Here is a 19871-nt window from a genome sequence, read left to right on the forward strand (position 1 = left end):
ACTCCCGGGACTTGTTTTGCACGCGCCCATCGGGCAAATCAACAGCCTGATCGAAGGGAGAAGCCATGGCTGCCACTAATTTTATGACCGAACAGGCTATTTTGAAAGAAGTGGCCCGGCAGGACCGCAATCGCCGCGCCATCCGCATCTGGCTCGCCTGCGTCCTTCTGGTTCTCTTCGCTCTCGTGCTGGTGGGAGGCGCCACGCGCCTCACCAATTCCGGCCTGTCGATCACACAATGGCAGCCGATCCATGGCGTCATCCCGCCGCTGAATGCGCAGGAATGGCAGGACGAATTCGATCTCTACAAGCGCATCCCGCAATTCCAGATCCTGAACAAGGATATGACGGTCGAAGAGTTCAAGAGCATCTTCTGGTGGGAGTGGGCGCATCGCCTGCTGGCCCGCACCATCGGTATCATCTTCGGCCTGCCGCTACTGTTCTTCGTTCTGACCGGCCGCGTCGAGCGCAAGCTCTGGCTACCGCTTGCCGGCATTTTCTTACTCGGTGGTCTTCAGGGCGCGATCGGCTGGTGGATGGTTTCCTCGGGACTGGAAGCGCGCACCGACGTCAGCCAATATCGCCTTGCGACGCATCTCGTGACGGCCTGTCTGATCTTTGCCGCCTGCATGTGGTTCATGCGCGCTCTGTCGCCGCATTCGAATGAGCCGCCTCCCACGCGTCATTCAGCAAAGCTCGCCGGTTTGATCGCTTTCATGGCGCTGTTCCAGATCTATCTCGGCGCTCTCGTCGCCGGTCTCGATGCAGGACTCAGCTACAACACATGGCCAATGATGGATGGTGCAGTGATCCCGAGTGATCTTTTCATACAGTCGCCGGGCTGGATCAATTTCTTCGAGAATCCGAAGACGGTCCAGTTCGTTCATCGTCTGGGCGCCTATGCGCTCTTCGCAGTGGTTGCCATCAACATGATCATCTCGCTGCGTGCGGCGGCGCAAACGACCCACGCGCGGCGATCCGTCGTTCTCTTCGTGCTTGTGCTGATCCAGGCGATCCTCGGCATTTCGACGCTGCTGCTGCACGTGCCGCTGCATTTGGCCTTGGCCCATCAGGCCGGCGCCCTGATCGTCTTCGGCTTCGCGATTGCCAATTGGCGCGGGTTCTATGGTGAACTGCCGCGCCAGACATCGATCGTCGTGAGAGATTGAGGCGCTTTGCGCCTCAAATCCTTTTACCGCGCAGAAGCGACGCTTGCCGCCGACGACATCCGCGAGACCACTTTCAATCGCTTGATTTCGCCACGCCGGAAGGCGGCCAGGAAGCGATTGTAATCCTTGAAGACCACGCAGCCATTCGATTCGCCACGGCCGCCTCTGAGCATGTAGGTGTGAGCCAGCAGGCCATCGCGGCCATAGACGCGAGCGCCGTTTGCGGGCGTCAGACGCAGCGCCTGCACGCCATGGAACAGGCTCTCCCTATAAGTCAGGTTATACGTTTCAGGCGGCGTCGGGCCGGTATTCTTGCGGTCGACATAGCGGGGATTGTCACGCATGTGGCCGAGGCCGGAATGGGCCTCGAGACGCTCGCCGCTCGGCAGATAAACGGTCTTCGCCTCGATGTCATAGATCGCTGTGCCCGGTCCGGGGCTGATTGCGGCAAACGGGTTGATAAAGGGCTTCGTCTTGCGCACGGAACTGTCATCCGGATCGGCATAGGCCATCATGCGCGATGGCGGCTGTGCGGTCGTTTCGCTGTTCGTTGCCCGGGCGATGGCGCTTGTGGCGTTGGCGCGCTGCATGGGTGTCGGTGTCTCGCGGGCAGGGCGCGCCACCGGAATGACGTTCAGAACGGCTTCGGCCACCGCAATGTCGGCGTCCTTGGCGGGCAACGGCTTGGCTTCCGCAACGGCGGGCAAGCTTACCGCGGGGGCTGCCGAAGCAACCGCAGCCGGCTGCTCGGTCGTTTTTAGAGGACTTGCGGCAGGTATCAGCGCGGCTGCATACTTTGCTTGGCTCAGCGATTGCACTGCAGTCGCAAAGTTTATGGCGATGACCTTGCGCAGATGATCGATCTTTTCGGGCGAAGCCGCGGCCGCTTCGATACGACCGCTCTTGATGCTCGCCGCTACGTCCTGCGCCTGTTTCATTTCGGAGGTCTGCTGTGCAAGCGCATAGGCTAGTTGCAGTCGAACCGCGTCCGCATCCACACCTTTCGTTTGAACATCCGCGTCTGCGATGCTGCCGAAGCGGCTCTGTCCATGCAGCGAAGTCGTCTGGCTGGCGTAGCGGACGGGATGGGCCGCGCGGCTTGGCGGAACGATGAATGCCGATGCGCGGGGCGCCAGGAAATTATCGGCCGGCGCCGCTGCGCCGGGAAGCGACAGCACCATCGATTGCGTCGTCATCAGCGTCGCTGCGACCCAGGCGAAAGCCGCGACTGCGACGCCGGTGGCCAAGGTGCCGGGACGGATACTGAAGGATTTTTTCGATCGCGAGGCGTAGCCGGAGCGCGAATTGAAGTTACCGAACGTTTCGGTCACGAACGCCATGATACTCGTTATCCAAACTACACAGACACTGAACCGGCTCAAGAACGCACACGCGCCCTAACGCGAAAGTCGCGTTCGGTCGCCAACTTGCCGGCTGTCTGGAAGCATGCCGAATTATGGTAACCAATTCCTTTACGATGGCTCATTCTTGGATATTCATTGAAAAAGGGATAGTTTTAAACGTCCCGCCCATTCGGACCAGCAAAGCCGTTAGAGCAAATTCGGCCGACGATTGGCCGCAAGCCCAACGGTTATTCACTTTTCCGTGCAGATCGGCTAATTTAGAGCAACGGCAAAAATAAGGCCGAAGACGGCAGCGGAGCTGAAATTACGCAAACTGCTTTTGACATGAAAAAGCCCGGCCTGATCCATCGCGATGGATAAACAGGCCAGGCCCTATCGATTTTCGATCCGCGTCAGGCTGAGTTAGGCGCTCAGCATCAAGTCCATGTTCTGTACGGCTGCACCCGATGCGCCCTTGCCGAGATTGTCGAGCAGAGCAACGAGATTGACCTGCGCGCCACCTGGCGTACCGAAGACAAAAAGCTTCATCGTGTCCTTGCCGGCGAGCTCGACGGCGTTAACGCGGGGCAGGGCGCGGCTCTCATCGAGCGAAACGACCTGAACGATATCCTGACCGGCGTAATGCTCGACGAGTGCGGCATGAATGCTCTCCAGTGTCGCGCCTTCCGCGAGATCGCCAAGATGCAGCGGCACCTGTACGATCATACCCTGGGGGAAGCGGCCGACGGAGGGCGAGAAGATTGGCGCGCGCTCCAGCAGGCCGTGGGTCGTCATCTCGGGCACATGCTTGTGGGTCAGCGGCAGGCCGTAGAGGAAGTGCGGCGCGGTGATCGCATCCGGATGATCCGGATTTTCCATCTGGGCGATCAGTTGCTTGCCGCCGCCCGTGTAGCCCGACACGGCATTGACCGTCACGGGATAGTCCGTCGGAAGGATGCCGGCGGCGCGCAGCGGCCGAATGACACCGATCGCACCCGTCGGATAGCAGCCGGGATTGGCGACGAAACGTGCTGCCTTGATCTTGCTACCCTGGTTGCTGTCCATTTCGGCAAAGCCATAGGCCCAGTCAGGATGAATGCGGAAAGCCGTCGAGGTGTCAATAACGCGGACGTTGTTGTTGCCCGCCACCATCTTCACCGCTTCCTTCGACGCGTCGTCGGGCAGGCAGAGGATGGCGATATCGGCGCTATTCAGCATGTCCTCACGCATGGCGGCGTTGCGGCGTTCGGCTTCGGGAATGGACAGCAGCTCGACATCGCGGCGGTCGGCCATGCGCGTGCGAATCTGCAAGCCCGTGGTTCCGTGTTCGCCATCGATGAAGATTTTCGGTGCCATCTTATTCCTGCTCTTTCAATAGGTTGAGAGTGTTTCCGGACTCAGTTTGCCATGCAGTTGATTCAATTTCATAACGGTCGTTGCTGAAGCGGCAGGACGACTTGCGAAAACCCTCGCGCCTATCCCGAAATCATGTCTCAACGACCGTTCGCACGTCGTTCGGCGTGGAGACCGAGCATATACATCGCCACGGTCGCCCCCGCAATGGCGGTGATGTCGGCGTGGTCGTAGGCGGGCGACACTTCGACGACGTCGGCACCCCGGATGTCAAGCTGATGCAGCCGCTGCAGCACCGACAGGATCTTGGCGCTGGAAGGGCCGCCCGCGACCGGCGTCCCCGTGCCCGGGGCATAGGCTGGGTCGAGGCAGTCGATATCGAACGTGAGATAGGTCGATGCGCCCCTGGTATGCGAGATGATCGTCGAAGCGATATCGCCGGCGCTCATATCTTCAACCTGATTGCCATAGAGGATCTGGATACCAAAATCCTCCGGCGCATGCGTGCGGATGCCGATCTGGATGGAGCGGTCGGGGTCGATCAGCCCGTCACGTACGGCGCGTGCAACGAAGGAGCCGTGGTCGATACGCTTGCCGTCATCGAACCAGGTGTCCTGATGGGCGTCGAACTGCACCAGTGCCAGCGGCCCATGCTTGGCGGCATGCGCCTTCAACAACGGCCATGTGACGAAGTGATCGCCCCCTAGGGTCAGCAGGAAGGCGCCGCTGTCCAGGATCGTGGCCGCCTGTCTTTCGATTGCAGCGGGTGTCTCCTGATGATTGCCGTAGTCGAGCAGGCAGTCGCCATAGTCGATGACGGCCATCTCGGCGAAAAGATCGCGATTGAACGGATATTGCGGATCATTGTCGAAGATGGCCGACGCACGGCGGATCGCCTGCGGTCCGAAACGCGTTCCCGGCCGGTTCGAGGTGGCGGCATCGAAGGGGATGCCCCAAACCACGGCATCGGCGCCTTCGAGCGATTTGGTGAAGCGGCGGCGCATGAAGGAGAGCGCGCCGGCAAAGGTCGGGTCGCTGGCAGCCGAGATCAGGCTGGCGGCTGTGAAGGCGTGATCAATCGAGGTGCTCGGCAAGCGCGTCTCCCTTGCTCAACCGGAAATCATAAGCACGTTCTACCCGCGCTATGCGAACCTTGTATTCTTCGTACCAGCGCTCGCGACCGAGTTTCTGCGCCGCCAGATGGGCGATGACGTTCTTCCAGGCAAGAATGCTTTCCTCGTCTCGCCAGAAGGAATTGGTAATGCCGAAGCCATCGGCACCTCTCGCGCTTTCAAGCCCAAGAAAGCCGTCCTGTGCCCTTGCCAGTGCTTCCATGCGCTCGCCCATAGAACCATAGCCGTTATCGCCTTCGGTGCGGAGCGAGGCGAATGTGACGATGTAATAGGGCGGCTCAGGAGTGGCCGCGAAACGCGATGAAGTGCTCTTGCTCATGGTGTTTCTCCGGAGAGCGGTCAAATCTGTAAATTCAGGCCGGAATTGTAAGCCGAGATCCAGTGACTATTTGCCCGATCTAGCGGTGCATTGATATGCCTTTTTCACACAGGCGATCTGCGGCGTGGAACACTCGGCCTGCCCATCGGTCACGACACAGTAGGAGCAGCTATCGTTGAACTCGCGACAATCGGCATTTGCGTGGAGAAAATCCTTCATGCTCTGCATATCCGCCGTCGTTTCTGCAGGCGGAGCTGGCTGGGCATCGTCACACAGAACGGGTACGGCGCTGGCAATCAGAAACAGAAGCGAAAAGATGAATCCACGCATTGAACTCTCCCGGTGCTTGTATCGGGACTTTGCCACAAAATGTGCCCCTTGCCTTCGCGGATCTGCATCTTTTCTCGTGATGTAAAAGAAAAAGGCCAGGAAAACCCGGCCTTTCCAAAAATCCGATCTCGGATAAGCGATTAACGCTTGGAGAACTGGAAGGAACGGCGTGCCTTTGCGCGGCCGTACTTCTTGCGTTCGACAACGCGGCTGTCGCGGGTCAGGAAGCCACCCTTCTTCAGGACCGAGCGCAGGCCCGGCTCGAAGTAGGTGATTGCCTTGGACAGGCCGTGACGAACGGCACCGGCCTGACCGGACAGGCCGCCGCCGGCTACGGTTGCTACGATGTCGAACTGGCCATCACGGGCAGCTGCGACGATCGGCTGACGCAGGATCATCTGCAGAACCGGACGGGCGAAGTAAGCCGTGTAGTCCTTGCCGTTGACGATGATCTTGCCGGAGCCGGCCTTGACCCATACGCGGGCTACGGCGTCCTTGCGCTTGCCGGTCGCGTAGGAGCGGCCGAGCGAGTCAACCTTGCGGACGTGTACCGGAGCAGCAGCTGCTTCCGACGTCGTGCCGAGGTCCTTCAGGGAGGAGAGGTCAGCCATTATCAGGCGCTCCTTACGTTCTTCTTGTTCAGCTTGGCGACGTCGAGGACGACCGGCTGCTGGGCTTCGTGGGGATGGTTGGAGCCGGCGTAGACGCGCAGGTTCTTCATCTGGCGACGGCCGAGCGGGCCGCGGGGAACCATGCGCTCGACGGCCTTCTCAACGACGCGCTCCGGGAAGCGGCCTTCGATGATCTGGCGAGCCGTACGCTCCTTGATGCCGCCGGCATAACCGGTGTGCCAGTAGTAAACCTTGTCTTCGTACTTCTTGCCGGTGAGGACGACCTTGTCGGCGTTGATGACGATGACGTTGTCGCCGTCGTCGACGTGCGGCGTGAAGGTGGCCTTATGCTTGCCGCGCAGACGCATTGCGATGATAGAAGCGAGACGGCCAACGACAAGCCCTTCGGCGTCGATGAGAACCCACTTCTTCTCCACCTCTGCAGGCTTCTGGGAGAAGGTTGCCATGTTGCATACTCTCTTTTAGGACCCTTGGCCCGAAGGCGTCTGGGCGTTTCTTGTTGCTTGGTTTGACGCGCATGGATGCGGGCCAAAAAGAAAGCAGCCCGGAGAGGCTGCAATCTGCGGCGGCTTATAGATCGATTAAGGGTCAGGGTCAATATCGCCTGATTGGTTGGCTGCAAAAATTATAAAGCAAAATCAATGTGTTGTTTATGTGGTAAAATAAAACCGACATAATTTGTCGTCAGCCAAGCCGCAAAACCAGCACTCCGCCAGCAATAATGGCGCCGGCAATATAGCGCCAGATGCTGGACCGCTCCTTCAAAACGACGACGGATATCACCAAAGCGAAGAGGATCGAAGTTTCGCGCAAGGCGGCGACCATGGCGACCGGCGCCTTGGTCATCGCCCACAATGCCAGCCCGTAGGAAGCGATCGAGCCGCCGCCGCCAATAAGCCCGCGCCACCAGTTATAGCGGACGTGGGCGGTGACGGCATTGATGCCGCGTTGCGATATCGCCCAGGCAAAAAGGAGAATGGGAGGCAGGAGCGCCATCCATAGAGTATAGGAAACCGAATTGTCCGATATCCGCGCGCCGATGCCATCGACATAGGTATAGGTCGCGATGACAACGGCATTGGCGAGGGCGAGAACGATCGCCCGGCGGCTCCCCTTTCGGGCCTCGAAGGCAAGCGTCAATATGCCGGCACAAATGGTCATGGTGCCGATCAATGCGCCGCCCGAAAGCGTTTCCTTGAGGATGAAGCTGCTTGTCGAGACAATGATGAGTGGTGCGACACCGCGCATCAGCGGATAGACGAGCCCGATATCCCCGGCGCGATAAGCGGCCGCCACCAGCTGGAAATAGGCGAATTGAAGGATGGCCGAGGCACCGATGAACGGCCAGGCCGCAGAGGCGGGCAGGGGAAGGAACGGCAGAAGGGGCAATGCCGCGACCGCGCCGCCGGCCGAAACCAGCGCCGCATCGAGCGATTTGTCGGTTCCGGCCTTGATGATTGCATTCCACGTCGCGTGAAGCAGGGCGCCGAAAAGAACGAGCGCGATAACGTCGAGAGACACGGAAAACCTCGGAAATTGGCAGGCGTAATGGCAATGCTTGGTATTTTGTGGGAGTGCGATCCTCATATGATCCGCAATACATCGAAAAGCAACGAAATATCGGCCATTCTGACGGCTTGCTCATTTGCTCCGGTCATGTCGGGCGCCGAGGATGGTGTTTTTGTTATGTTCCAGATCGCTCTTTTCAGCATTACAAGTAACTAATTTATTGGAGTATGAAGCGCGAACAAATATCGCATGTCCTGTGAACGCGAGAGTAGCATTAGACATTTCTTGCTTAAAAACGACAGAGGGCTGTGTCGCCTGCAACGTCGCGTGTTGTCGGGCGTGGGAAAATCGACGCGAAAACGCCGCGCGCAATCTCTCTTCCCCTCATGAATAGGGTGGATAATTCTACAAAGGTGAAAAATATTACAGGCAGAGCGCGATGCCGCTGATGAAAATCATAATAAGATATAAGTATAGAATCGTCGAGCCAAAATTTTACAGGGTATATCGTCGCGCAAACTCGAACATTATTCTGTTGCATAATAATGAAATAGCATATGTTCCGCGTTCGCATTCAGTTCTCGTTGGAATTGACTGTCTATGCGAATTTTCTAATTTATATGCGAATAAAAAGCGAACAAAGATTGCATTTCCTGAGAACGCAATCCTACGGCTTCGGGAAAATTTATGAAAGCGCTTTGGAGAAGGGCTTGAACGCAGGCGGGATAAATGCCCGCGCGCGGCCACAGTGCCGAAGATGCACCGTGCCTGGGACAATCAGTGGTCGTATCGAACTCGTGAGCCGTCCGCCATATCCAGCCGTAGTCTATTGCGATCAGCGTCGGAAAATCAAATCATCGTCATCGAGGTCGGTTGTCGGCCTGCATATATAGACCGGACAGGAGGCGCGATCCTTCGTGGGAAGATAATCCTGATAGGCATAAAAGCCCACATCGCAAGCGCCGCTGTCGGCGACATAGCGATCATAGAGCGTCATGTTCGGTGTTCTTCTGGCCGGATAACGCATGATGACCGCGCGCTCCCGATTGATGATCGCCCTGGCCTCGGCGCAGGTCATGGACATGGAACTATATCGCGAAATCGCCAATGCCGGCGTCGCGGCCGAAGTGACGAGCAGGCTCAGCAGGATGAAATTTTTCATCAGAGTAATCCTCCCTGAAGTTGTTATAATACAATATATATACGCGGAGACCGCCATTGTGGTTTCCATATTTGTGACAAAACGCAGGTGTGATCGAGGTGGGAGGCTTCGTGATGAACCACGATAGTTATGACGATTCCTATATAGCCGATATCCTCTTGTCCGTAAGGACCATCGCGCTCGTCGGCGCTTCACCCAATCCCGCACGTCCGAGCAACGGCGTGATGGCCTATCTTCTGAACAAGGGCTATCGCGTCATCCCCGTCAATCCCGGGCAGTCCGGCAAGGAAATTCTCGGGCAGTGGGTGTACGCCCGCCTCGCCGACATCCCCGAGCCCGTGGATATGGTCGATGTTTTCCGGGCACCGGAATATCTCCGGTCCGTGGTGGAGGAGACCATCATGATCGAGCCGCGGCCGCCGGTCATCTGGGGGCAGCTCGGCGTGCGCGACGATGCCGCCGCGGCACGAGCGGAGGCGGCGGGCGTGAGGGTCGTTATGGATCGTTGCCCGGCCATCGAATACCCGCGCCTGGTCGCCTGATCCGAGATCATGCGGGATAGAGGGCGTCCGGCCGTTTATCGCGCGATCTCAGCGAAAGATGGCAAGTTTTTTCCGCGAGCGGAAAAGTGCTGCAAAGTTCGCGGTTAACTTTCATATTCCAGGCATTATGCTTGCCGCGTCACGAACAAAATCCGGCGGGAGGAAGAAAATGCCAGCAAACAACCCAGGTTTCGACACGCTTGCAATCCATGCCGGCGCGCAGCCGGATCCGGCAACCGGCGCGCGCGCGACGCCGATCTATCAGACGACATCCTTCGTCTTTCAGGATGCGGATCACGCCGCTGCACTGTTCGGATTGCAGCAGTTCGGCAATATCTACACGCGCATCATGAACCCAACGCAGGCCGTGCTGGAAGAGCGGGTGGCGGCTCTTGAAGGCGGAACCGCGGCTCTCGCGGTGGCCTCCGGCCATGCGGCACAGCTGCTCGTCTTCCATACCATCATGCAGCCGGGCGACAATTTCGTTGCGGCCAAGCGGCTCTATGGCGGCTCGGTCAATCAGTTCGGGCAATCCTTCAAGAATTTCGACTGGCGGGTCCGCTGGGCCGATCCCGCCGATCTCTCAACTTTCGAATCACAGATCGATGGCCGCACCCGCGCCGTCTTCATCGAAAGCCTTGCCAATCCCGGCGGCACCTTCGTCGATATCGCCGCGATCGCGGCCATCGCGCATAAGCATGGCCTGCCGCTGATCGTCGACAACACCCTTGCAAGCCCCTATCTCATCCGGCCGCTGGAGCATGGCGCCGATATCGTCGTGCACTCCCTGACTAAATTCCTCGGTGGCCACGGCAATTCCATGGGCGGTATCATCGTCGACGGCGGCACTTTCGACTGGTCCGCCTCGGGCAATTATCCCATGCTGTCTTCACCGCGCCCGGAATATAACGGCGTCGTTCTGCATTCGACCTTCGGCAACTTCGCTTTCGCCATTGCTTGCCGGGTGCTGGGCCTGCGCGATCTCGGGCCGGCTATCTCGCCATTCAATGCTTTTCTGATCCTGACAGGCATCGAGACGCTGCCATTGCGCATGCAGCGCCATTCCGACAATGCGGCTGCCGTTGCGCGTTGGCTGAAAGCGCAGGAAAAGGTGGCATGGGTGAACTATTCCGGCCTGGAAGACGATCCGAACCATGCCCTCCAGCAGCGTTACTCACCGAAAGGCGCGGGCTCGGTCTTCACCTTCGGACTGACGGGTGGTTATGAAGCAGGCAAGGGGCTGGTCGAGGGCCTGGAGCTCTTTTCGCATCTCGCCAATATCGGCGATACGCGTTCGCTCGTCATCCATCCCGCCTCGACGACCCACAAACAGTTGACTGACGAGCAGAAGGTTGCCGCCGGTGCCGGCCCGGATGTCGTGCGTTTGTCGATCGGCATCGAGGACGTCAAGGACATCATCGCCGACCTGGAACAGGCGCTGGCCAAAATCTGAGGGCGGTCTTGGAAAGCGAAAATGCGGTCCGGGTTCTTTGATCTCGGCACATTTCATGTTTGTCTCGGTCCGCGCTCGCCGGTTGGCGGTCGCGGACTTCTTTTTTCTTGGCGAAGCGTGACCGGCGGGAGATCTGAGTGGCAGCCTATGTGCAACTGAATGTCGATGGCGTTGAGCCCGAACTCGGAGCGCCTGCAGCGGATCGTCTCATTTCGGGTTCCCCGATCTTCCGAACGTGGAACATGGATGAGGCCGAAAGTGGCCTCTATGCCGGCATATGGGAAGCAACTCCAGGCAAATGGAGAATCGTCTATGACGAATGGGAATATTTCCATATCCTCTTCGGCTATTCTATTGTGACGGGTGAGGACGGCGAAGCCTTTCATCTGCGTGCAGGCGACCGCCTTATCTTGAAGCCGGGCTTCAAGGGGACCTGGGAAGTGATTGAAACGACTCGCAAGGATTACGTGATCCGTCTTTGACGATGCTCTTGAATAAGGACATGAAGTTCGCGTCCATGCGCCCTTCATTTCCTGCCGTTCCGCAATGGCCGCGATGATTGCCGCAGGTTGTGTCACTGCCGCTTCATTAAACTGTCATCAAACTGAAACAATGCGTCTTTAGAGCCAAGTCTGTCGCCGGGAGATTTCAGGCGGGGAGGTTCGTTTACCATGGGGACCTCGCGCCGATCTTCTGCTCGCCATCCTTTCATTCACTTGAGGAAGTGAGTCTACTATGCTTAACCTGAAACTCCGTTCGCTTTGCCTGACTGCAGGCCTCATCGCGGCTATGTCCGCTTCGGCCTCCGCTGCCGACATTACGGGCGCCGGCTCGAGCTTCATTGCACCGGTTCTTTCCAAGTGGGCCGAAGGCTACAAGGCTGCGACGAACAATGTCGTCAACTATCAGTCGGTCGGTTCGGGCGCCGGCATCAAGCAGCTCCTCGACAAGACCATCGTATTCGGCGCTTCGGACAAGCCGATGAGCGACGCCGACCTCGAGAAGAACGGCATTGCCCAGTTTCCGATGATCTCCGGCGGTATCGTCGTTTCCTATAACGTCGAAGGCGTAAAGCCGGGCGAACTCGTTCTCGACGGCAAGACGCTGGCCGATATCTTCCTTGGCAAGATCGCCAAGTGGGACGATGCAGCCATCAAGGCTCTCAACCCCGATGTAAAGCTGCCGTCCACGCCGATCTCGGTCGTTTACCGCGCCGACAGCTCGGGCACGACCTTCAACTTCACCGACTACCTGTCGAAGGTTTCGCCGGAGTGGAAGGAAAAGGTTGGCTCGAACACGGCTGTTGAATGGCCGGTCGGCTTCGGCGCCAAGGGCTCGGAAGGTGTTTCCACCACCGTCAACCAGACGGCTGGTTCGATCTCTTACGTTGAATATTCCTACGTCGTCGCCAACCACATCGGTTTCGCGAAGATGAAGAACGCTGCCGGCAAGGTTATCGAGCCGAGCCTGGAAACCTTCAAGGCTGCCGCTTCCAACGCTGATTGGGCCAAGGCCAAGAACTTCAACCTGATCATCACCAATCAGCCGGGCGAAAAGAGCTGGCCGATTGCTGCTTCGACCTGGGTTCTGCTCTACAAGAAGCCGGCCGATGCTGCTAAGAACGAAGAGGCCCTGAAGTTCTTCAAGTGGTCCTATGAGCATGGCCAGAAGGACGCCACCGCCCTGTCTTATCTCGCGATCCCGGACAATGTTGTCGAGATCGTCGAGAAGTCTTGGAAGACGGACTTCGGCACGAAGTAATTTGCGCTAGGCGAAAAGTTGCGGCGGGCAGGGAATTTCCCTGTCCGCCTTTCGTGACAGGACAAGGGGAAATCGATGGCTGACGCGACACAGATAGCGGGCTTCCAGGCTGTGAATACTTCCGCCGCGACCAGAAAATTCCGAATCCAGGATCGGATTTTCTATTTGATGACGCTTAGCTCGGCTGTTCTCGTCGTGCTGCTGCTGCTGGCAATCCTCGTGGTTCTTGTCATTGACGCATTGCCGACATTTCAGGCCTTTGGCTTGTCGTTCCTTTGGGGCACCAAATGGAGCGCGCCGGCCGATATTTACGGCGCCGTGCCGGCTGTCGTCGGCACGCTGGTAAGTTCGTTCATCGCCATGCTGATTGCCGTTCCCCTGGGCATCGGCATCGCCATCTTCCTTACGGAGCTTTGCCCCGGCAGCCTGCGCCGTCCGATCAGCACGGCCATCGAGCTTCTGGCGGGCGTTCCCTCCATTATCTATGGCATCGTCGGTCTGTTCATTCTCGTGCCGCTGATGCAGAACTATATCCTGCCCTTCCTGATCGCGACGATCGGCCAGGTGCCGTTGATCGGTCTGCTGTTCCAGCCGCCGGCCCCGGGCGTCGGCCTGCTGACGGCAAGCCTCGTGCTCGCCGTCATGATCCTGCCGTTCATCACCGCAATCTCCCGCGACGTGTTCAGCACCGTTCCGCCGATGCTGCGCGAATCCGCTTACGGCATGGGCATGACGACATGGGAAGTGGCCCGCCACATCCTGATCCCTTATACACGCCGTGGCCTCGTCGGCGGCATCATGCTTGGCCTCGGCCGCGCGCTTGGCGAAACCATGGCCGTGACCTTCGTCGTTGGCTCGGTAAGCCGTCTGCAATCGTCGATCATTTCGCCGTCCACCACCATTTCCGCCCAAATCGCGAACAACTTCGGCGATGCCGACGGTCTGCAATTGTCGAGCCTGATTGCGCTCGGCCTGCTCCTGTTCGTCCTTTCCTTCTGCGTGCTTGCAGTGGCGAGATGGATGATCGGCCGCGGCGACTCGCTCTGAGGAAGAAACCATGGAAAATGCAGTTCGTCAGAATCTCGTATCCAGGCGTTATACGAAGAACAAGGTGATGATGGCCCTGTCCTTCCTCGCGGCCATTCTCGGCATGTTCTTTCTGAGCGTCATCCTTGTAAGCCTGGTTTATCGCGGTGTATCGGCGCTCAGCCTCGATGTATTCACCATGTCGATCCCAGCCCAGGGCTCGCGCGGCGGTCTGATCAACGCAATCTACGGTACGGTGCTGGTCACCGGCTGCGCCATCCTGATCGCAGCGCCGATCGGCATTCTCGCCGGCACCTACCTCGTGGAATATGCCAACGGCACCAAGCTTGCCGAGGCCGCCAAGTTCATCAACGACATTCTGCTGTCCGCACCCTCGATCATCGTCGGCGTGTTCGTCTACGGTGCCGTGGTCGTGCCGATGCACGGCAACTCTGCCATCGCGGGCATCCTTGCATTGGCGCTGATCGCTCTCCCGGTTGTCAACCGGACGACGCAGGACATGCTGTTACTGGTGCCGAATGCGCTTCGCGAGGCGACTGCCGCGCTCGGTGCGCCGCGCTGGAAGTCCATGATGATGGTGATCTACCGTTCCGCCTGGACCGGTATTCTCACCGGCATCCTGCTGGCCATCGCCCGCATCAGCGGCGAGACTGCACCGCTTCTCTTCACCGCCGGCTACAGCAAATTCATGAATACGGGCCTGACCGGTCCGATCGCCACGCTGCCGGTTGCCATCAACACGCTTGCCGCCGATCCCGGCGAGGATCTCAAACAACTGGCCTGGGCCGGCGCGCTGATCATCACCGTCGCCATCCTTGCCCTGAATATCCTCGCCCGTGTCTTGAGTGGGCGCCGCCAATGACGCAGCCGTCGAACGATAGGAATGAGACCATGAACATGAGCGACAGCAATTTCCAGAGCGTCAACGCACAGCAGGGGAAGGACGCCGCTTCCCAGTCGGATCTCGGTGCGCTCGCGAAGCTCGAGGTGAAGAACCTCGATTTCACCTATCAGAACGGCCATCGCGTTCTGAAGAGCGTGAATATGAATATCCGCAAGAATGCGGTCACTGCCTTCATCGGCCCTTCGGGTTGCGGCAAGTCCACGCTGCTGCGCACCTTCAACCGCATGTATGATCTTTACCCGGGTCAGACGGTTGCCGGCGAGATCCTGCTGGATGGCCGCAACATCCTCACCAAGGACGTCGATCTCAACGATCTGCGCGCCAAGGTCGGCATGGTGTTCCAGAAGCCGACGCCGTTTCCGATGTCCATCTATGAGAACGTCGCGTTCGGCATCCGCCTCTACGAGAAGATTTCCAAGGCGGAAATGGACGCCCGCGTCGAAGCGGCGCTAACGGAAACGGCGCTGTGGAGCGAAGTGAAGGACAAGCTGCACCAGAGCGGACTTGGCCTTTCCGGCGGCCAGCAGCAGCGTCTCTGCATCGCTCGCGCCATCGCCATTCGTCCCGAAGTCCTCCTGCTCGATGAGCCCACCTCGGCGCTGGACCCGATTTCGACCGCCAAGGTCGAGGAACTGGTGTCGCAGCTGAAGGGCGATTTCACCATCGTCATCGTCACGCACAACATGCAGCAGGCAAGCCGCATCTCCGACAGCACCGCCTTCATGTATCTGGGCGAACTGATCGAATACGGCGCGACCGAACAGATCTTCCAGGCGCCGAAGGTCAAGCGCACGGAAGACTATATCACCGGTCGTTACGGCTGATACGGCTGGACATTGCCGCACAATTTGCGAAGGCGCGCCGTTCAGGCGCGTCTTTTGCGTTTGAGAATGGTCGCCTTGTCGGGTGGCTGCGCAACTTAGTCTGCTCAAGGCCTATGGCTGGTGGATTAGCGAACAAGCCGGTCACATCCTCGCAAGCGTACCCATCCGCCGCAAGGCATGGATCTGGTCATCGAGAGTTGGCACAAGTTCGCCGTCGTCCGCCGCAGATGTTGCGTCAGGCTCCCCGGCAGTCTCGGTTTCGTTGAAGAGGATGGTGCAGTTGCGGCCCGCGCGTTTCGCGGCGTAAAGCGCACGGTCTGCGAAAGAGACAAGACGATCCCAGCTGACGGTATCGTGCGGCATGATCGAAACGCCGATGCTGACGGTTGCCGGCACCAGCGTCCGGCCGGCAAGCAGCGGCACGCGGCAGAAATCGGCGCGGATGGTTTCCGCCAGCGCTTCGGCCTGCGACTGCTCGTCTATCGGAACGAAGGCGACGAATTCCTCACCGCCCATTCGGCCGAATGCACCGCTACGCGGCACGAATTGACGAGCGATGCGGGCAAATTCGACCAGAACCGCATCGCCCGCCTGGTGGCCATGGCGGTCGTTTATCTTTTTGAAATGATCGAGGTCGAATAGCAGGGCGGCAAGCTTTTGCGGTTGTTGCTGCCCCTTTCCGACGAGAATCTCGTAGCTTTCCTGAAGCCCGCGCCGGTTCAGAACTCCCGTCAAAGTATCGGTGATGGATATTGCCCGCCAGCGGCGCTCGGCGCGCTCCATGAGAAGCTTGCCGTTGAGAACGATGGCGATGATGATGAGCAGCCCGTAGCCAAGCGCCATGTAGCCACGATAGATCATGGCCTCGTCCAGCGAAGGGGCAGCAAGCACCATCCAGAGAGCCGAGCCGAAACAGAAGCAGGCGAGTGCCACGAAGACGATACCGAGTTGCCCGCGTGCCGGCTCCCGTCGGCCGTCTCCTGGATGCACAGCGAAGGCAAGCAAGGTCGCGCCGACTGCGCCGGCTAGGTCATAGACGATGACGCGATTGGCGAAATTGCTAGTGACCCAGGGAAGGCTGACGCCGACGAGCCAGATGGCCGGCGGCAGGAATGCCGACCATTCCAGCCTGCGCTTGTCCATGACGCGAAATCCGACGATCCACGCGCTCTCGCCGAGCAGGGCCACGGCATTGCCGATCTGGATCGACAAAATGTCGAGGATGAGGCCTCGGGCAGCCACCAAGGCGAATCCCACAGCGCTGACGGTGAAGCCCAGTGCCCAGATCAAATAGGCTGGGGATTTGCGATCATGCCTCCAGGCAAGAAGGAGAACGGTCGCCAGGGTTATGGCTTCCGAGCACCAGATGGTGAGGCCTGTGGTCATGTTCAGCACGATCGGACGTCTCCGCTGTTTTCGGCCGTCGGCGCAAACTGTGCGACGATCTCCGCGATCGTTTCATCCTTGCTCAATAAGATGGCAAGTTCCTTAAGTGCGTTGGTAAATTTTGCCTCTGCTAGAGATGTATCTCGGCCTGAAACGGACCTTCATGTTTCCTTCACCTTGCGGCCGCGAATTGTAGTGGGTAGCGGATGGTGCGTCGCTACGGCGTCTTGGCATTCGAGGAGCCGTGGTTAGAAATGCTTTGTGAACGTTTCGTGGGGCATGAGTGCTTTTTGACGTTATGCTTTCGGGCGTCTTGAAGTGCAGGGCAGGGACACTCTATGTAGGAGTAAAGGATTTTTACTCCGATTCCCGGCGTTTCCGTCGCCGGGGCAAGTTTGATAAAGGACGCACATGAGAAATCCAGTCGATACAGCTATGGCTCTGGTGCCGATGGTTGTCGAGCAGACCAACCGCGGGGAACGGTCTTACGATATTTATTCCCGCCTGCTGAAGGAACGCATCATTTTCCTGACCGGACCGGTCGAAGACCATATGGCAACGCTGGTGTGCGCCCAGCTTCTGTTCCTCGAGGCCGAAAACCCGAAGAAGGAAATCGCGCTCTATATCAATTCGCCGGGCGGCGTTGTGACCGCCGGCATGGCGATCTACGATACGATGCAGTTCATCAAGCCGGCCGTTTCGACGCTCTGCATCGGCCAGGCTGCCTCGATGGGATCGCTGCTTCTGGCCGCCGGCGACAAGGACATGCGTTTCGCAACGCCGAATTCCCGCATCATGGTTCACCAGCCCTCGGGCGGCTTTCAGGGCCAGGCTTCGGACATCGAGCGCCACGCGCGCGACATCATCAAGATGAAGCGCCGTCTCAATGAAGTTTACGTCAAGCATTGCGGCCGGACCTATGAAGAGGTCGAGCAGACGCTCGATCGTGACCATTTCATGTCTTCGGATGAGGCCAAGGAATGGGGTCTGATCGACAAGGTGCTGACGTCGCGTACTGAAATAGAAGGTGAAACCGCCTCGTGATTATCCACTAGGCGGTGACTTCTACGCCACAGTTCTATCCCATTTGTGATCGAATAGGGGTTTAATGTGGAGCGGAACGCGGTAATAGTACGCATTAATGCTATGTAGCGTTTTTGTGACATAGCATTCGGCATTCGAAGGGGGATTCGTTGCCACGCAGTTCCGGTTTGGGTGCCTGGCCTGCGTTCAGTACCCTGAAGGGCGCCGCGATCTGCAAACGAGGGGCAGGTCCGGCGGGCGCATAGAGTGGACCGCGATTTCAAGCTGGAAATTTGCGGCGTGCTGGAAGGAAAGTGATATGAGCAAAGTCAGCGGCAGCAACGGCGGCGACTCAAAGAACACGCTTTATTGTTCGTTCTGCGGTAAGAGCCAGCATGAAGTCCGGAAGTTGATTGCCGGACCGACCGTATTCATCTGCGACGAGTGCGTCGAGCTATGCATGGACATCATCCGCGAGGAAAACAAATCCTCGATGGTGAAGTCCCGTGACGGCGTTCCGACCCCGCAGGACATCATCAAGGTTCTTGACGAATACGTCATCGGCCAGCGGCAGGCGAAGAAGATCCTCTCCGTAGCCGTTCACAACCATTACAAGCGGCTCGCTCACGCATCGAAGAACGGTGACGTTGAGCTGGCGAAGTCGAACATCATGCTCGTCGGCCCGACCGGCTGTGGCAAGACCTATCTTGCCCAGACGCTCGCCCGCATCATCGACGTTCCCTTCACCATGGCCGATGCGACGACACTGACCGAAGCAGGTTACGTTGGCGAAGACGTCGAAAACATCATCCTCAAGCTGCTACAGGCCGCCGACTACAACGTCGAGCGCGCGCAGCGCGGTATCGTCTACATCGACGAAGTCGACAAGATTTCCCGCAAGTCGGACAACCCGTCGATCACGCGCGACGTCTCGGGTGAGGGCGTGCAGCAGGCGCTTTTGAAGATCATGGAAGGCACGGTGGCTTCGGTTCCCCCGCAAGGCGGCCGCAAGCATCCCCAGCAGGAATTCCTGCAGGTGGACACGACCAACATCCTCTTCATCTGCGGCGGCGCGTTTGCCGGCCTCGACAAGATCATCTCCGCCCGCGGCGAGAAGACCTCGATCGGTTTCGGCGCGACCGTCAAGGCGCCGGATGACCGCCGCGTCGGCGAAGTGCTGCGCGAGCTGGAGCCGGAGGATCTGGTGAAATTCGGCCTCATCCCGGAATTCATCGGCCGTCTGCCCGTTCTGGCGACGCTGGAAGACCTCGACGAAGACGCGCTGATCCAGATCCTTTCCGAGCCGAAGAACGCGCTGGTGAAGCAGTATCAGCGCCTGTTCGAGATGGAAGACGTTGAACTGACCTTCCACGAGGATGCTCTGCGCGAAATCGCCCGTAAGGCGATCGTTCGCAAGACGGGCGCCCGCGGTCTGCGCTCCATCATGGAGAAGATCCTCCTCGACACCATGTTCGAGCTGCCGGCCCTGGAAGGCGTGCGCGAAGTGGTCATTTCCGAGGAAGTGGTTCGTGGCTCCGCCCGTCCGCTCTACATTTATGCCGACCGGCAGGAGGAAAAGGCCAACGCAACGGCTTGATCCCACCATCCGTGATCACGAATCGGGGGCTCGTCATCGACGAGCCCCTTTCTGTTTGAAAAATCGCACGGTTTGCTGATAAAGTCTTGGATAAGCTTATGGGAATGCCGTCGAAACCGGTTGTGAAGAGCCCCTGCTGCGGCCATGATGGCATGATTCTGGAGCATGAGGCGAATGGGGCGCAGGCCCGGCGTTTTTTCTTCGGATCTTAGCGTCGCCGGCAGTGTTCGAGTTGTCGGGCTTTGGTGTTTTGTTGTTGCGTTCCTTCTTGCAGACATGCGGGATCGTTGCCTCGTGGCGGGCGTTTCCTGTGACTTGAAATAGGCAGTGTGAAGCTCCACTTGTTTACCAAGTGAGAGAGCCGGCTAACTCCCCCAGCCGGCA

The 19871-nt window shown here is 58.6% G+C and carries 20 protein-coding genes; 10 read left to right on the forward strand and 10 right to left on the reverse strand.

Features of this window, described 5'->3' with window-relative positions:
* The first annotated feature begins 65 nt into the window (after positions 1–65).
* Positions 66–1169, forward strand: a complete 1104-nt coding sequence (locus I8E17_RS04705) for a COX15/CtaA family protein (RefSeq protein WP_069616273.1) — start codon at positions 66–68, stop codon at positions 1167–1169.
* A 23-nt stretch (positions 1170–1192) separates the two neighbouring features.
* On the opposite strand, the gene I8E17_RS04710 is transcribed toward I8E17_RS04705, so the two are convergent.
* The 9 genes from I8E17_RS04710 to I8E17_RS04750 form a co-directional block, all read right to left on the reverse strand.
* Complete coding sequence (locus I8E17_RS04710) at positions 1193–2509, reverse strand: DUF2778 domain-containing protein (protein ID WP_069616274.1); 1317 nt, start codon at positions 2507–2509, stop codon at positions 1193–1195.
* A 426-nt stretch (positions 2510–2935) separates the two neighbouring features.
* Positions 2936–3868: an N-acetyl-gamma-glutamyl-phosphate reductase gene (argC, locus tag I8E17_RS04715; protein WP_069616275.1), complete on the reverse strand. Its 933-nt coding sequence runs from the start codon at positions 3866–3868 to the stop codon at positions 2936–2938.
* 137 nt (positions 3869–4005) lie between these two features.
* A complete protein-coding gene (gene speB, locus I8E17_RS04720; protein WP_069616276.1) occupies positions 4006–4959 on the reverse strand; it encodes an agmatinase in 954 nt (317 codons plus the stop codon).
* Complete coding sequence (locus I8E17_RS04725; RefSeq protein WP_069616277.1) at positions 4940–5317, reverse strand: antibiotic biosynthesis monooxygenase; 378 nt, start codon at positions 5315–5317, stop codon at positions 4940–4942. The genes speB and I8E17_RS04725 overlap by 20 nt, the downstream gene beginning before the upstream one ends.
* A gap of 66 nt (positions 5318–5383) precedes the next feature.
* The gene (locus I8E17_RS04730; RefSeq protein WP_069616278.1) at positions 5384–5647 is read right to left on the reverse strand and encodes a hypothetical protein; all 264 of its coding nucleotides are present in this window, start codon (positions 5645–5647) and stop codon (positions 5384–5386) included.
* 140 nt (positions 5648–5787) lie between these two features.
* Entirely contained in the window at positions 5788–6258 is a 471-nt protein-coding gene (rpsI, locus tag I8E17_RS04735; protein ID WP_069616279.1) for a 30S ribosomal protein S9, read from the reverse strand.
* Positions 6259–6260: 2 nt separating this feature from the next.
* On the reverse strand, positions 6261–6725 hold the full coding sequence (rplM, locus tag I8E17_RS04740) for a 50S ribosomal protein L13 (RefSeq protein ID WP_069616280.1): 465 nt from the start codon (positions 6723–6725) through the stop codon (positions 6261–6263).
* 238 nt (positions 6726–6963) lie between these two features.
* A complete protein-coding gene (locus tag I8E17_RS04745) occupies positions 6964–7800 on the reverse strand; it encodes an EamA family transporter (RefSeq protein ID WP_069616281.1) in 837 nt (278 codons plus the stop codon).
* An 823-nt stretch (positions 7801–8623) separates the two neighbouring features.
* Positions 8624–8950, reverse strand: coding sequence for a hypothetical protein (locus tag I8E17_RS04750; RefSeq protein WP_069616282.1), 327 nt, complete (start codon positions 8948–8950; stop codon positions 8624–8626).
* Between the two features lie 113 nt (positions 8951–9063).
* On the opposite strand from I8E17_RS04750, the gene I8E17_RS04755 reads away from it, so the two are divergent.
* The 7 genes from I8E17_RS04755 (at position 9064) to pstB (ending at position 15481) form a co-directional block, all read left to right on the forward strand.
* On the forward strand, positions 9064–9492 hold the full coding sequence (locus I8E17_RS04755; RefSeq protein ID WP_069616283.1) for a CoA-binding protein: 429 nt from the start codon (positions 9064–9066) through the stop codon (positions 9490–9492).
* Positions 9493–9661: 169 nt separating this feature from the next.
* Entirely contained in the window at positions 9662–10945 is a 1284-nt protein-coding gene (locus I8E17_RS04760) for an O-acetylhomoserine aminocarboxypropyltransferase (RefSeq protein WP_069616284.1), read from the forward strand.
* A gap of 137 nt (positions 10946–11082) precedes the next feature.
* The gene (locus tag I8E17_RS04765) at positions 11083–11427 is read left to right on the forward strand and encodes a cupin domain-containing protein (RefSeq protein ID WP_069616285.1); all 345 of its coding nucleotides are present in this window, start codon (positions 11083–11085) and stop codon (positions 11425–11427) included.
* A gap of 253 nt (positions 11428–11680) precedes the next feature.
* Entirely contained in the window at positions 11681–12706 is a 1026-nt protein-coding gene (pstS, locus tag I8E17_RS04770; RefSeq protein WP_069616286.1) for a phosphate ABC transporter substrate-binding protein PstS, read from the forward strand.
* Between the two features lie 75 nt (positions 12707–12781).
* Positions 12782–13753 carry a phosphate ABC transporter permease subunit PstC gene (gene pstC / locus I8E17_RS04775; RefSeq protein WP_069616287.1) on the forward strand — a complete coding sequence of 324 codons (972 nt, stop codon included), beginning with the start codon at positions 12782–12784 and terminating at the stop codon, positions 13751–13753.
* A gap of 10 nt (positions 13754–13763) precedes the next feature.
* Positions 13764–14615, forward strand: coding sequence for a phosphate ABC transporter permease PstA (gene pstA, locus I8E17_RS04780; protein WP_069616288.1), 852 nt, complete (start codon positions 13764–13766; stop codon positions 14613–14615).
* 29 nt (positions 14616–14644) lie between these two features.
* On the forward strand, positions 14645–15481 hold the full coding sequence (gene pstB, locus I8E17_RS04785) for a phosphate ABC transporter ATP-binding protein PstB (RefSeq protein ID WP_083258379.1): 837 nt from the start codon (positions 14645–14647) through the stop codon (positions 15479–15481).
* A gap of 141 nt (positions 15482–15622) precedes the next feature.
* Here pstB and I8E17_RS04790 read toward each other — a convergent pair whose 3' ends face one another.
* Positions 15623–16867: a GGDEF domain-containing protein gene (locus I8E17_RS04790; protein WP_229002102.1), complete on the reverse strand. Its 1245-nt coding sequence runs from the start codon at positions 16865–16867 to the stop codon at positions 15623–15625.
* A gap of 411 nt (positions 16868–17278) precedes the next feature.
* Between I8E17_RS04790 and clpP the strand changes: the two genes are divergently transcribed.
* Together clpP and clpX are read left to right on the forward strand one after the other, a co-directional pair.
* Positions 17279–17911, forward strand: a complete 633-nt coding sequence (gene clpP / locus I8E17_RS04795) for an ATP-dependent Clp endopeptidase proteolytic subunit ClpP (protein WP_015339477.1) — start codon at positions 17279–17281, stop codon at positions 17909–17911.
* 298 nt (positions 17912–18209) lie between these two features.
* Positions 18210–19487: an ATP-dependent Clp protease ATP-binding subunit ClpX gene (gene clpX, locus I8E17_RS04800; protein ID WP_047627083.1), complete on the forward strand. Its 1278-nt coding sequence runs from the start codon at positions 18210–18212 to the stop codon at positions 19485–19487.
* Positions 19488–19871: the final 384 nt, after the last annotated feature.

The sequence above is a fragment of the Rhizobium sp. AB2/73 genome (genome assembly GCF_020871915.1).
Taxonomy (GTDB): domain Bacteria; phylum Pseudomonadota; class Alphaproteobacteria; order Rhizobiales; family Rhizobiaceae; genus Rhizobium; species Rhizobium dioscoreae.